Below are 12,648 nucleotides of genomic sequence, written 5' to 3'. Positions count from 1 at the left end.
GGCTGCGGCGCGACGGCGGACGACGCCGACGACGGCTCCAGCGCCGGCGGCCGGCGGCGCAGTCACCGGGCCGGAGCCGGTGTGTTTTTGAGGAGTGGACGCCGACGTCCGGGCAATGGTCGAGGAGGGAGCGCTGACGGTGAAAGACTACATGACTCGCGAGGTCGACACGGTGTCGCCCGACGACACGGTCGGCGACGTGGCCGCGCGAATCGCCGAGAGCACGGAACACAGCGGGTTTCCGGTCACCGACGGCCGCCACGTCGAGGGGTTCGTCAGCGCGCGGGACCTGCTGCAACAACCGGACCACGAGCCCATCTTCAAGGTGATGAGCGACGACCTGCTGGTCGCGCATCCGGAGATGGACATCGACGACGCCGCCCGCGTCATCCTCCGGTCGGGCATCCAGAAGCTCCCGGTCGTCGACGACGCTGGCAACCTCGTCGGCATCATCTCCAACGCCGACGTGATCCGCTCGCAGATCGAGCGCGCGACCCCGGGGAAGGTGGACAACCTGATGCAGACCCTGGAGAACATCCACGGCGTCGCCGTCTCACAGGAGCGCCGGGAGGTCGCGCTGGCGGAACTGACGCCGACACAGGCGAAGGTGTACGCCGACGAACTGGAGGGCCGTCGGTACGAACTCGACCGTGGGCTGGCCGAACCGCTCGTCGTCATCGACAACGACGGCGACCTGCTGCTGGCCGACGGCCACCACCGCGTCAAGGCCGCCGCCCGCCTCGACATCGCGGAGATGGACGCCTACGTCATCGTCCTCTCCGAGCGGGTCGACCTCGGGATGGCCAAGACCGCCGAGAAAGAACAACTGTACTCGATCGACGACATCGCGGTCGTCGACTACGCCCACCACCCGCTCGTCCAGAAGACCAAGCGACTGCAGGACTGAGGCGGTCGGGACCGTGCTCGCGGCCCTGCGGCTCAGGCCCGTTCGTACTCGACGACGTTCGTCTCCGCGTCGAGCCACAGGTGGAGCGTGTCGTCGTCAAGACGCACGTCGACTCTGACGCGCACCGGCTCCTCGGATTCGAGGTCGGCGCGGCCGATGCTACAGAACGGGAGGGCGACGTACGGCCGATAGCGGATGTCCTCGCCGTGGTCGTGGTAGAAGGCGAGGACGGCGGGGTGGTCGACGACGCAGGCGCCGGGCGGGAGGTCGAACGACGTGGGACATCGCCCGCACGTGAAGGTCGCGAGCAGGGCGTCGTCGGGCACGCCGACGTCGTCCATCGACGGGAGCGACGGCGCCGGGGACGGCAGCGCGGCGTCGACCGGGCCCCAGCAGTTGGGGCAGACGCCGGCGCGAGCGCGCTCGACCTGTTCGCGGAGGTCGAGCATCGTGACCGCGAGGAGTTCGGAGGCCGTGAGGTGGTCGGCCGCGACCGGTGGGATGGCCGTCCCGTTGAACACGTGGTGGTCGGGACAGCGGATCCTGCAGTACTGGTCGTCGTACGCGACCTCCAGCGCGCGGTCGCAGTCCGGATAGGGACAGTCGAACTCCGTCTCGCCGCGCACCGTCTCGCCGGGGCCGGTGTACTCGCCCGATTCGACCGCGCTCACGAGCTGCATCCCGCGATTGCGCAGGTGGTACTCCTCGCCGTCTTTGACGACGAGCGGCCCGCGGAGCTTCTCCAGGTGGTAGCTGAAGTTGCCGGCGTCTTCGACTCCGACCGCCCGCCGCAGGTCGGCGAACGATAACCCCGCCCACTGCCAGTTCGACCGGCGTACCCCCGCGAGCTCCCGGACGATAGACAGCCGCGTCTCGTCGGCCAGCAACTCGAAGAGCGCGGTCGGGGCGACGGCATCGCTGTCCACTTCCGCTTCGGACCCCTTCGCCCCCCGTTGCTCGCCCGTCTCCTCGGACCCGCTCCGGTCGGCCATACGCCTCGTTCCTCGGCCGCCCGAAAAACGGTTACGTCCTATCAGATCGCAAACTGAACGGCCCTGCAGGAAATGGTTATGGGATGACACCCGCAACTCGCAGTCACGATGACGACGACACCTGAACGGGTCGCCGACGAGCGCGAGGACGGCGCCGAGCGAGACGACGCTCCGGCCGGGTCCGACCCCGCCCTCGCGGTCCGCGGGCTCTCCAAGACGTTCGGCGACGGCGAGGCGGCGGTCCGGGCGGTCGACGACGTGAGCCTCGACGTGGAATCGGGCACGGTCGTCGGCGTCCTCGGCCCGAACGGCGCCGGGAAGACGACGCTCATCAAATCGATACTGGGCCTCGTCGTGGCCGACGAGGGCGACGTGCGCGTGGCGGGCGCGGACGTGTACGACGACCCGCGGCCCGCCTACGGGCGCGTCGGCGCGATGCTGGAGGGAGCGCGCAACGTCTACTGGCGACTCACCGTCCGGGAGAACCTGGAGTACTTCGCGGCCATCGGCGGCGAGTCGCCGTCCGCCGTCGGCGACCGCCACGACGCCCTACTCGAACAGCTCTCGCTCGCCGGGAAGGCCGACGAGACGGTCAACGACCTCTCGCGGGGGCAGAAACAGAAGGTCTCGCTGGCCTGCGCGCTGGCGCGCAACGTCGAGGTGGCGTTCCTCGACGAGCCGACACTCGGACTGGACGTGGAGTCCTCGGTCGACCTCCGTCGGGAGATCCGACGGCTCGCCGATCAGGAGGACATGACGATCGTCCTCTCCAGTCACGACATGGACGTAGTCCAGGAGGTCTGTGATCGCGTCGTGATCATGGCCGACGGCGAGGTCGTCGCCGACGACCCGGTCGCGGATCTCGTCGACGTGTTCCGCACGTTCGCCTACCGCGTCGTCGTCGGTCGAACAGCGGCCGGCACGGACGGCGACGCGACGCTCGGCGACGGGACCGCGACCGAGGCCGTCGACCGCAACGCCGACCCCGTGGACGAGGACATCCGCGAGCGGCTCCACGAGACATACGACGTAGACGAGTTCGAGGACCGGGGCGACCGGACCGCGTTCGAGGTGTCGCTGGGCGACCCCGAGCGGTTCTACGACCTCATGGACGCGTTGCGAGCGGCGGACCTGACCGTCTACGAGGTCGAGTCGGTCGACCCCGACCTGGAGGCGGTGTTCCTCGAACTGACCGACGGCGACGAGTCCGACTCCGTGGCTGACGCCGGCGAGTCGGAGCGAGCGGCCCGCGCCCATAGGGGTGACCGCGCGTGAGTCACGAGACTACCGACTCGCGCGAGTCCGCGGCCCCGGACCGTCGTGCGGGAGCGGGGGAGCGCGAACGCGCCACCGCGACGCTGGGGACCCTGCTGTGGGCCCAGGCGAAAAAGCGGCTGTTGCTGATGTATCGCTACCCGCTGAACACGCTCTCGGGGCTGGCGATGACGTTCATCTTCTTCGGGATGGTCTTCTTCGGCGGTCGTGCGGTGGCGGGGCAGGCGCTGACCGACAGCCTCGGTGGGATCATCGTCGGCTACTTCCTCTGGAGCATGGCGCTGGGGGCGTTCTCCGGTGTGGCGCGGAGCGTCACCAAGGAGTCCGAGTGGGGGACGCTGGAACAGCTGTACATGTCCCCGTTCGGCTACGGCCGAGTGATGATCGCCGGGGTCGTCGTCGGTCTCGTCGAGAGCCTCGCCTGGGGCGGCGCGACGCTCGCCTTTATGCTGGCGGTCACCGGAAAGGCGCTGCACCTGCCCGTCGCGACCGTCGCCGTCCTCACTGTGTTCGCTATCGCGCCCGCCGTCGGCCTCGGCTTCTTCTTCGGCGGCCTCGCGCTGCTGTACAAGCGCGTCGAGAACGTCTTCAACGTCATGCAGTTCGTCCTCGTCGGGCTCATCGCCGCGCCCACCGTCGGGGTGGTCTGGGTCCGACTGCTCCCCATCACGCAGGGCAGCTACCTGCTCACCCGGTCGATGCGGGAAGGGCTCCGACTCTGGGAACTGCCCGCGGCGGAACTCGGACTGCTGGTCGGCGCCGCCGTCGTCTACTTCCTTCTCGGCTACGGCGCCTTCCAGTGGATGGCCGGGCGCGCCCGTCGGCGAGGACTGATGGGACACTATTGAGGTCCACGACGGATCGGAAGTTAACGCATATATCCGACGATCGTGTACGCCCGGTCGATATGAAATTCTGTGACGGGTGTGGTTCGATGATGCACACGGAGGGCGACATCTGGGTGTGTCGTTCCTGCGAGAACGAGGAGTCGCGGAACTCGAAAGCCGAGGCGGCGATGGAGACCCGAGATGGACAGCGAGACGACGGGGCACCCGCCGTGGCCGACGCGACCCAGAGCTCCGACGAGACGATGCAGGAGCCGTGCCCGACCGAGGACTGCGACAGCGACCGGGCTTACTACGAGATACTGCCGAAGCCGGGGGGCTCCTACGAGGTTCGGCTGTTCACCTGCGTCGAGTGCGGCCACAAGTGGCGCGAGTCCTGACACCGGACCTCGCGAGTTCGTCGTGTGAACACGCACAGACCGCCACAGCAGCCCATCGGCCTCGCCCGAACCCTTATGCGCGCTCCGGCAATATTTGCGAGCATGTTCGACGACGACGACCTCGCCGCGATCCGGGAGTCACGCGAGCAGTGGGAGGCCGAGCGGCTCGATCCCGTCCTCGACGGCTACGGCGAACGCTCCGAGCGGTTCGCGACGGTGTCCAACCACGAGGTCGACCGTCTCTACACGCCCGATGACGTGGCCGACCTCGACTACGACGAGGACCTGGGCTTTCCGGGCGAGCCGCCCTACACCCGCGGCGTCTACCCGACGATGTACCGCGGTCGGACCTGGACGATGCGACAGTTCGCCGGCTTCGGGACGCCGAGCGAGACCAACGAGCGCTTCCAGTATCTCATCGACGAGGGCCAGACCGGTCTCTCGACGGCGTTCGACATGCCGTCGCTGATGGGCCTCGATTCGGACGACCCGATGAGCGACGGGGAGGTCGGCCGGGAGGGGGTCGCCGTCGACACGCTGCGGGACATGGAGATCATCTTCGACGGCATCGATATCGGCGAGGTCTCGACCTCTTTCACCATCAATCCGAGCGCGCCCGTCGTCTACGCGATGTACGTCGCCATCGCCGACCAGCAAGGGGTGCCCCGCGAGGAGATCCGCGGCACCCTCCAGAACGACATGCTCAAAGAGTTCGTCGCCCAGAAAGAGTGGGTCGTGCCGCCCCGTCCCTCGCTGGATATCGTCGTCGACACCGTCGAGTTCGCCGTCGAACAGACGCCGAAGTTCAACCCGATCTCGGTCTCGGGCTATCACATCCGCGAAGCGGGGTCGACCGCGATCCAGGAGCTCGCGTTCACGCTGGCCGACGGGCTGGCCTACGTCGAGGCCTGCGAGGAGCGGGGGATGGACGTCGACGAGTTCGCCCCGCAGCTGTCTTTCTTCTTCAACTCGCACAACGCCATCTTCGAGGAGGTCGCGAAGTTCCGCGCGGGCCGGCGGATCTGGGCGCGGCTGATCGAAGAGTGGTACGGCGCCGAGAGCGACGCGAGCAAGGCGATGAAGTTCCACACCCAGACGGCCGGGCAGTCGCTGACCGCCCAGCAGCCGCTGAACAACGTCGTTCGGGTGACGATCCAGGCGCTCGCGGGCGTGCTGGGCGGCACCCAGAGTCTCCACACCAACAGTTTCGACGAGGCACTCGCACTACCCAGCGAAGAGGCGGTGCGGGTCGCCCTGCGCACCCAGCAGATCCTCGCCGAGGAGTCTGGTGCGGCCGATATCGTCGACCCGCTCGGCGGTAGCTTCGCCGTGGAGGCGCTGACCGACGAGGTCGAGGCCGAAGCGATGGAATACATCGAGGCGATCCGCGAGCTGGGCGACGGGTCGATGCGCGAGGGCGTGCTGACCGGTATCGACGAGGGCTATTTCCACCGGGAGATACAGGACTCGGCCTACGAGTACCAACAGCGCGTCGAGGCCGACGAGGAGGTCGTCGTCGGCGTCAACGCCTACACCGTCGAAGAGGACACCGAACCGGAGACCCTGCGGGTCGACGAGGCGGTACAGGAGAACCAGCGCGAGCGACTGGCGGAGGTGAAGGCCGAACGCGACGACGAAGCGGTCGAGGACGCGCTCGCGGCGCTCGACGACGCCATCGAGAGCGACGAGAACGTGATGCCCACCATCGTCGACGCGGTCGAGGCCTACGCGACGATGGGGGAGATCATGGACCGCTTCGAGGCCCATCACGGGAGCTACCGGGAGTCGATCAGCATCGCGTAACTGAAATCTATCGGTCGTCTGACTCCCGTCCCACGGATCGATCACGGTCGACTGGATTAAATTGATACGGGAGTCGCGAGAACGACGTACCGAGAGGAGCCAGAGTATGTCTGACGAATCCCCACTGGAGTCGCGGCTGACAGAACAGGAGTACTTCCGACCACCGACCGACTTCGTCGGCCAGGCCAACGTCAGCGACCCCGACATCTACGACCGCTTCGACGCGAACTACCCCGAGGCGTTCGAGGAGTACGCCGAACTCCTCGACTGGGACGAACACTGGGACGAGGTGCTCGACGACTCGAACCCGCCCTTCTACGAGTGGTTCACGGGCGGCCAGCTCAACGCGTCGTACAACTGTATCGATCGGCACCTCGACGAGCGCAAGAACCAGGCGGCGTTCATCTGGGAGGGCACCGACAGCGACGAGCGCCAGACGATCACCTACCAGGACCTGTACAACCGCGTCAACGCGACCGCCGCGTCGCTGCGCGACGTGGGCGTCGAGGAGGACGACGTGGTCACCTGCCACCTCCCGATGCTACCGGCCCTGCCGGTGACGATGCTGGCCTGTGCCCGCATCGGCGCGCCCCACTCGGAAGTGTTCGCCGGCTTCTCCGCACAGGCGCTGGCCGACCGTATCGACGACGCCGACTCCGACGTGGTCGTCACCTGCGACGGCTACTACCGCCGCGGCGACTTCCTCAACCACAAGGAGAAGTGCGACGAGGCGCTCGAACTCGCCGACTCGGATGTCGACACGGTCGTCCTCTGGACGCGCCACGACGAACTCCACGAGGACGTCGAGATCGACGGCGACGACCCGTACGTCCTCGCTGACGACCTGCTCGCCGAGAACGAACGCGCCCGCGTCGACCCCGTCTCCCGCGACGCCGAGGACCCCCTCTTTCTCATGTACACCTCGGGGACGACGGGTCAGCCCAAGGGCTGTCAGCACCGCACCGGCGGCTACCTCTCCTACGTCACCGCCACCAGCAAGTACGTGCTGGACATCGAACCCGAGGACACCTACTGGTGTGCCGCCGACATCGGGTGGATCACCGGTCACTCCTACATCGTCTACGGCCCGCTCGCGCTCGGGACCACGTCGGTGATGTACGAGGACACCCCGGACCACCCCCACAAGGGGCGCATCTGGGAGATCGCCGAGCGCTACGACGTGGACATCTTCCACACCTCGCCCACGGCCGTCCGGATGTTCATGAAGTGGGGCGCCGACTACGTCGACGAGTACGACTTCGACTTCCGCCACATGACGACGGTCGGCGAGCCGATCCAGCCCGAGGCGTGGCTGTGGTACTACAAGCACATCGGCGACGAGGACGCAGTCATCGTCGACACGTGGTGGCAGACCGAAACCGGCGGGCACCTCATCACGAACCTCCCCGCGCTCAAGGACATGAAACCCGGCTCGGCGGGCCTGCCCGCGCCGGGCATCCAGCCCGCCCTGTACGACGACAGCGGCGAGCCCATGGAAGAGGCCAGCGGCAAGGCCGGTAATCTGGTCATCGAGAAACCCTGGCCGGGCATGCTCCAGACGGTCTACGGCAACGACGAGCGGTTCGTCGACGAGTACTGGCGGGACTTCTCCGACACCGATAGCGACGACAGCGAGGACTGGGTGTACAAGGCCGGTGACGGCGCCGTCCACGAGGACGACGGCTACTTCCGCGTGCTGGGCCGGCTCGACGACGTGATGAACGTCGCCGGGCACCGCCTCGGGACGATGGAACTCGAATCGGCGGTCTCGGAAGTGCAGGACGTGGCCGAGGCCGCGGTCGCCGCCCGCGACCACGACGAGAAAGGTGAGGTCCCCGACGTGTACGTCGTCGTCCGCGAGGGCGTCGACGCCAGCCAGGAGGAAGTCCGCGACCGCATCATCGGGGCTGTCGAGGAAGAGATCGGCAAGTTCGCCCGGCCCGACCGCGTCGTCTTCGTCGAGGACCTCCCGAAGACCCGCTCGGGCAAGATCATGCGCCGCCTGCTGGAGAACATCTCCAACGGCGACGAACTCGGGAACACCACGACGCTACGTGACCCGAGCGTCCCCGAGGAGATCCGCGATCAGGTCCACGGCGACGACTGACCGGCTCCGACCACCGTCCGCGCTCGGGAGTCTCTTCCCGTAGGTGAGTCGTACCGGCGTCGTCAGCCCAGATACGTGTTCTCCCCGTCGACCGTGTTGGGCAGCCGCCGGGTCGAGGCGCCGAACGTCGCCGCCGCGTCGTGGACTTCGAACGGGTCCATCGGCGCGGGTTCGTCACTGGTTCCGGAGTCGGCGTCCGCCGCTTCCGGTCCGACCTCGGCTTCGTCCGCGGATTCTTCGAACGTGCTCTCGGCTGTCGGTTCGTCTCGGCTCTCGGAGGTCGCGTGTGTGCTCATCTGCTGTGTGCTGTCAGGTACGGTCGGCGAACTGGACGACGCTATCTGGGGAGAGAATCAGCGTACAGCTACGGCGAACGTCGTCCGTGACATCGGTCTGTCTCCTCCGAGGCGCCGGTATATAATAAATGTTCGTGATTTATTTCTGGCGACGGGGAAGGCAGTCCGTCACGGTTCGGTGACTGGCGCTTCCAGTTGGCTGACGGTGATCGAGATCCGGTTGCCGGTGTCGTTCGTGGTGTGGACCTCGCCGGCGACGACGAGGCCGGCCTGGGCGGTCGGGCCGACGGCGATCGGCTCACCGACTTCGACCGAGGGTAGAGCGGTCTGGAACTCGATCCACGCTCGGCAGTCCGACGGGTGGTTCACGTTGGTAAAGGAGACGCTCTCGACGGTCGCGTCGACGCGATCGAAGTCGTGGGCGACCGTCACCGACTCCCGATCGGTGTCCGGATCTCGGTCCAGTACCCGGAACGCCTTCTCGGTCGGTTCGTACCCGCCGGTGGGGCCCGCGACGCCCTCGACCAGCCCGAGCGACTCCAGCTGGGGCATCTTGTTCCTGATCGTCCCCGGCGTTCGGTCCATCCGCTCGGCGAGGACGTTCGAGTTCACCGGAGACTCGCGCTGTTGATACTCGTTGACCAGCACCGTCAGTGTCCGCCGTTGGGTCTCGTACAGGTCGAGGGAGTCTGCACTCATCTACGACCGAGTTCGATCCGAAGCCCTATCGATATTTGGGTCAGTGCCGCATTTGCGCCCGGCCACAGCGACGGGGGCGACTCGCGCCCCACTCGAGACGTCCGGAAGCAGTATCGCGAACGCGACCCCGGACCGTCACCCACGATCTCAACGACGATAACTAGAAGCCTCGCTCGAGATCCTCGATTCGAAACGCCTCGACGCCCGTTTCGGGAATATAGGGCGGTAGAATACGAGTCGTCCCGACCCACTGGGTAGACGCGTTCGACCGGTACTGAGTAGAGTATCGGATCTGAAAACGGTAAACGACCGTCGGCGATTAAGACGGGCGCGCGCGATCCACCGATGGATGACGCACACGAAACGATTGCTACGGCAGGTCGGGCTCGCGGTGGTCGGGGGCACCGCCGCGGGTGCGGCCGTCGCCGGGACCGCGATGGGAGCACCGGTCGTCCAGTCCGAATCACCGGACCTCTTTCTCGCCACTAGCGAGATCGCACAGGTGATGCTCTCGATCGGCGCGGTGAGCTTCGCCGTGCTCGCGGCGCGGCTGTACGGGGGCGAGATCGGGAAGGCGATATACACGGTGAGCGGCGGCGTGATCCTGTTCAGCACCTGGCAGCTGCTGAACGGCGCCTCACAGCTCGCACAGATCCGAGGACCACCGGCTCGCTTCGGGAGTACCGTCAACCTCGTCGTGACGATCCTCCTGCTCGCAGGGTTCTACATGCTCTACGAGACGATCGACAGCGCGACCACCACCTGAGATGAGCTACGAGCATCTCGCGGGACGACTCATCGAGACCCAGCGGTCGATGCTCGGCCCCTCGGCGGTCGAGATCGCCCGCTCGATCGGCGCCATCGCCGTCGACGACGACGGCACCGTCACCGAGATCGAGGACGACAAGCGGGCAGCCGTCGACACGCTGGCTCGGCGGTACGTGGACATGCTGGGCGACGCCGCCGAGTCGCGACTGCGCTCGGCCGCCAGGGAGTTCGAGGACGAACTCGTCCTCCCGCCCGCCCTCGGCGGTCCGAACCCGTCCGAGCGACCGGGCGTCCACCGAACCGCTCGGAAACCGGCTGCCGCCGACTCCTCCCCTTCCGACGGCGCCACCGGTGCGGTCTCCGACGGTGGAACGCTCGCCGTCGAGTCCTCCCCGACCGACGGAGAGTTCGCCGAGGCCGTCGACCCAACCGGCGGCGCCGAGTCGGAAGCCCGACCCGGAGCGGGCGACACCGTACCCGAACCCGTCACCGCCGAGTACACCGTCGCCAGCGACCTCCCTACCGAGGTCACCGACGGCGCTCTCGCATCGGTGTACCTGCTTCCCGAGTCCGGCGACGGCTGGCAGGAACCGATCAGCGTCGAGACGGCCGTGATCGCCCTCGTCTCGGAGGCGACGACCCTGCACGAGGCGGCGGTCGACGACGTCGTCGACGCTATCGACCCGGTGCGCCTCGTCGCGACTCTCGACGGTCAGGACGGGGCGACGGTATCGTTCGTCCACCGTGGTATCACCGTCACCGTCCACCGGAGCGGGTCGCTGGCGATCCACTGAACCGCCGGTCGAACACGCGACACGCAGGAGACGAAAACGAACGCCGCGTTACTGACAGTCGACTTCGCCGTCGCACGCCCATCTTTTTCGCGGAGGGGTATCCTCGGTCGCCTGCGGGTACCCCTCCAGCAAAAACATGGGTGAAAAAGCCGGACGCTCCCGCCGGTCGCGTCCGGTGAACCGCCTCGCTTCGCTCGGCGGACAAAAGAGTCGTCGACGTTACTGATAGTCGACTTCGCCGTCGCCCTCGCCGATCCACGCGCCGCGGTCGGGTTCGCGCGACTCGAGCGGGTCGATGTCCTTGTACCAGGGAACGTTCTTGAGCTGTTCCTTGTCGAGGACGAACTCGTCTTTCGTGTCGGCGGTCCACTCGAAGTTCTGTGTCAGCAGGATGGCGTCGACGGGACAGACTTCCTCGCACAGGCGACAGTAGATACACTGGCCGATGTGGAGGTTGTACTGTTCGCCGTTGCGCTGGTCGTCGGTGACGATCTGGATGGTGTCGTTCGGGCAGACGTTCTCGCACTGGCGACACCAGATACAGCGCTCCTGGCTGAACTTGTGGACGCCGCGGAAGCGCGGACTCACTTCCGGCGCCGTCTCGGGGTACTCGACGGTGAACGTCTCGCCGTCGAGCGCGTGTTTCATCGTCGTTGCCATCGACTTGAGGATACCTATCATTGGGAGTCACCTCCGCGCGCCGTCGGTGTCGGGGTCATGCGTTGACCACCCCGACGATGACGGCGGTCAGGATCAGGTTGGCAAAGGAAAGGACGAGCATGCCCTTCCAGCCGACCTGAATGAGCTGGTCGATACGCAGTCGAGGGATCGCCGACCGACACCACTGCGTGAACAGGTAGACGGAGATCATCTTGATGAAGAACCAGACGACGCCCGGGAGCACCGGCCCCGAGGCGCCGCCGAGGAAGATCGTCGCGATGATCGCGCCGCCGAGGAAGATGTGGATGAACTCGCCGAGGTAGATGAGCACGAAGTACACCGAGGAGTACTCCGTCTGGTAGCCGGCGACGATCTCCGTCGGCGCCTCCGGGATGTCGAACGGGTTGCGCCCGACCTCCGCCAGGTTCGCGATCAGGAACAGGACGAACGCGAAGGGGTTGACGAAGGCGTACCACGACGGGATCGGGACCCCGCCCAGGGTCACCAGCGTCTGGCGCTGCATCTCGACGATGGTCGACATCTGCAGCGAGCCGGCGAAGATGACCACCGACGCGCCCGTCAGCACCAGCGGAATCTCGTAGGCGAGGTTCTGCGCGACCGCGCGCAGCCCGCCGAGGAACGAGAACTTGTTGTTCGACGCGTAACCGGCCATCAGCAGGCCGCCCGACGCGATCGACGCGACCGCGAACACGAAGGCCAGCCCCGTCTCGGGGTCGGCCAGCTGGAGGCCGTCACTGAACGGGATGACCGCGAAGCCCAACAGCGCCGAGCTGGCGATGACCAGCGGCGCCAGGTCCCAGGCCGGCCGGTCGACGCCTTCGGGAACGATGAGTTCCTTCGAGAGCAGTCGTACCGCGTCTGCGGGAATGATCAGCAGGCCGTAGGGGCCGTGGCGGTTGACCGCGATGCGGTCCGTGAACGCGGCGGTGATCTTCCGTTTGCCCCAGATGCCCAACACGGCGGTCATCGACAGCAGGACCGTCGCGATGACGCCCGCGGCGGCGATGCTCGTCACGATGATGACCCACGTCTCGTTGATGTCGAGCCCGAGCAGGTCGGCGATGATCTCCGGGAACGGCGTCGCGGACTGCAGCGGCGCCA

Annotated in this window: 13 protein-coding genes; 8 read left to right on the top strand and 5 right to left on the bottom strand. The window is 67.0% G+C overall.

Features of this window, described 5'->3' with window-relative positions; translation table 11 throughout:
* The first annotated feature begins 115 nt into the window (after nt 1-115).
* The gene (locus tag I7X12_RS03980; RefSeq protein WP_198062579.1) at nt 116-907 is read left to right on the top strand and encodes a CBS domain-containing protein; all 792 of its coding nucleotides are present in this window, start codon (nt 116-118) and stop codon (nt 905-907) included.
* A gap of 32 nt (nt 908-939) precedes the next feature.
* On the opposite strand, the gene I7X12_RS03975 is transcribed toward I7X12_RS03980, so the two are convergent.
* On the bottom strand, nt 940-1,899 hold the full coding sequence (locus tag I7X12_RS03975) for a winged helix-turn-helix domain-containing protein (protein ID WP_198062578.1): 960 nt from the start codon (nt 1,897-1,899) through the stop codon (nt 940-942).
* Nucleotides 1,900-2,007: 108 nt separating this feature from the next.
* Between I7X12_RS03975 and I7X12_RS03970 the strand changes: the two genes are divergently transcribed.
* From I7X12_RS03970 to acs, 5 genes are all read left to right on the top strand, one after another.
* On the top strand, nt 2,008-3,174 hold the full coding sequence (locus I7X12_RS03970; RefSeq protein ID WP_198062577.1) for an ABC transporter ATP-binding protein: 1,167 nt from the start codon (nt 2,008-2,010) through the stop codon (nt 3,172-3,174).
* On the top strand, nt 3,171-4,022 hold the full coding sequence (locus tag I7X12_RS03965) for an ABC transporter permease (protein WP_232343024.1): 852 nt from the start codon (nt 3,171-3,173) through the stop codon (nt 4,020-4,022). Before I7X12_RS03970 ends, I7X12_RS03965 begins: the two co-directional genes overlap by 4 nt.
* Nucleotides 4,023-4,081: 59 nt before the next feature.
* Nucleotides 4,082-4,399, top strand: a complete 318-nt coding sequence (locus tag I7X12_RS03960) for an RPA12/RPB9/RPC11 RNA polymerase family protein (protein ID WP_232343023.1) — start codon at nt 4,082-4,084, stop codon at nt 4,397-4,399.
* A gap of 102 nt (nt 4,400-4,501) precedes the next feature.
* The gene (locus tag I7X12_RS03955) at nt 4,502-6,202 is read left to right on the top strand and encodes an acyl-CoA mutase large subunit family protein (RefSeq protein ID WP_198062576.1); all 1,701 of its coding nucleotides are present in this window, start codon (nt 4,502-4,504) and stop codon (nt 6,200-6,202) included.
* 106 nt (nt 6,203-6,308) lie between these two features.
* Nucleotides 6,309-8,309, top strand: a complete 2,001-nt coding sequence (gene acs, locus I7X12_RS03950; protein WP_198062575.1) for an acetate--CoA ligase — start codon at nt 6,309-6,311, stop codon at nt 8,307-8,309.
* A gap of 62 nt (nt 8,310-8,371) precedes the next feature.
* Here the strand turns inward: acs and I7X12_RS03945 are convergent, their stop codons facing one another.
* Together I7X12_RS03945 and I7X12_RS03940 are read right to left on the bottom strand one after the other, a co-directional pair.
* Nucleotides 8,372-8,605, bottom strand: coding sequence for a hypothetical protein (locus I7X12_RS03945; protein WP_198062574.1), 234 nt, complete (start codon nt 8,603-8,605; stop codon nt 8,372-8,374).
* A gap of 168 nt (nt 8,606-8,773) precedes the next feature.
* Nucleotides 8,774-9,304: an HTH domain-containing protein gene (locus I7X12_RS03940; RefSeq protein WP_198062573.1), complete on the bottom strand. Its 531-nt coding sequence runs from the start codon at nt 9,302-9,304 to the stop codon at nt 8,774-8,776.
* Between the two features lie 349 nt (nt 9,305-9,653).
* Here I7X12_RS03940 and I7X12_RS03935 point away from each other — a divergent pair, with 349 nt between their 5' ends.
* Together I7X12_RS03935 and I7X12_RS03930 are read left to right on the top strand one after the other, a co-directional pair.
* A complete protein-coding gene (locus tag I7X12_RS03935) occupies nt 9,654-10,070 on the top strand; it encodes a hypothetical protein (RefSeq protein ID WP_198062572.1) in 417 nt (138 codons plus the stop codon).
* A gap of 1 nt (nt 10,071) precedes the next feature.
* Complete coding sequence (locus I7X12_RS03930) at nt 10,072-10,866, top strand: hypothetical protein (RefSeq protein ID WP_198062571.1); 795 nt, start codon at nt 10,072-10,074, stop codon at nt 10,864-10,866.
* Between the two features lie 219 nt (nt 10,867-11,085).
* On the opposite strand, the gene I7X12_RS03925 is transcribed toward I7X12_RS03930, so the two are convergent.
* Together I7X12_RS03925 and I7X12_RS03920 are read right to left on the bottom strand one after the other, a co-directional pair.
* Nucleotides 11,086-11,547: a NuoI/complex I 23 kDa subunit family protein gene (locus tag I7X12_RS03925; RefSeq protein WP_179917831.1), complete on the bottom strand. Its 462-nt coding sequence runs from the start codon at nt 11,545-11,547 to the stop codon at nt 11,086-11,088.
* A 34-nt stretch (nt 11,548-11,581) separates the two neighbouring features.
* Nucleotides 11,582-12,640 (bottom strand): complex I subunit 1/NuoH family protein, encoded by a 1,059-nt coding sequence (locus I7X12_RS03920; RefSeq protein ID WP_198063778.1) that lies wholly within the window; start codon nt 12,638-12,640, stop codon nt 11,582-11,584.
* Between the last annotated feature and the right edge of the window lie 8 nt (nt 12,641-12,648).

It is taken from the genome of Halosimplex litoreum (genome assembly GCF_016065055.1).
In the GTDB taxonomy this organism is placed as follows: domain Archaea; phylum Halobacteriota; class Halobacteria; order Halobacteriales; family Haloarculaceae; genus Halosimplex; species Halosimplex litoreum.
This window is presented reverse-complemented; position numbering and strand designations above follow the sequence as displayed.

Coding starts and splice junctions, on each gene's coding strand:
- I7X12_RS03955 (WP_198062576.1), top strand. CDS start 4,502: ATGTTCGACGACGACGACCTCGCCGCGATCCGGGAGTCACGCGAGCAG.
- acs (WP_198062575.1), top strand. CDS start 6,309: ATGTCTGACGAATCCCCACTGGAGTCGCGGCTGACAGAACAGGAGTAC.
- I7X12_RS03960 (WP_232343023.1), top strand. CDS start 4,082: ATGAAATTCTGTGACGGGTGTGGTTCGATGATGCACACGGAGGGCGAC.
- I7X12_RS03930 (WP_198062571.1), top strand. CDS start 10,072: ATGAGCTACGAGCATCTCGCGGGACGACTCATCGAGACCCAGCGGTCG.
- I7X12_RS03940 (WP_198062573.1), bottom strand. CDS start 9,304: ATGAGTGCAGACTCCCTCGACCTGTACGAGACCCAACGGCGGACACTG.
- I7X12_RS03945 (WP_198062574.1), bottom strand. CDS start 8,605: ATGAGCACACACGCGACCTCCGAGAGCCGAGACGAACCGACAGCCGAG.
- I7X12_RS03975 (WP_198062578.1), bottom strand. CDS start 1,899: ATGGCCGACCGGAGCGGGTCCGAGGAGACGGGCGAGCAACGGGGGGCG.
- I7X12_RS03925 (WP_179917831.1), bottom strand. CDS start 11,547: ATGATAGGTATCCTCAAGTCGATGGCAACGACGATGAAACACGCGCTC.
- I7X12_RS03935 (WP_198062572.1), top strand. CDS start 9,654: ATGACGCACACGAAACGATTGCTACGGCAGGTCGGGCTCGCGGTGGTC.
- I7X12_RS03970 (WP_198062577.1), top strand. CDS start 2,008: ATGACGACGACACCTGAACGGGTCGCCGACGAGCGCGAGGACGGCGCC.
- I7X12_RS03980 (WP_198062579.1), top strand. CDS start 116: ATGGTCGAGGAGGGAGCGCTGACGGTGAAAGACTACATGACTCGCGAG.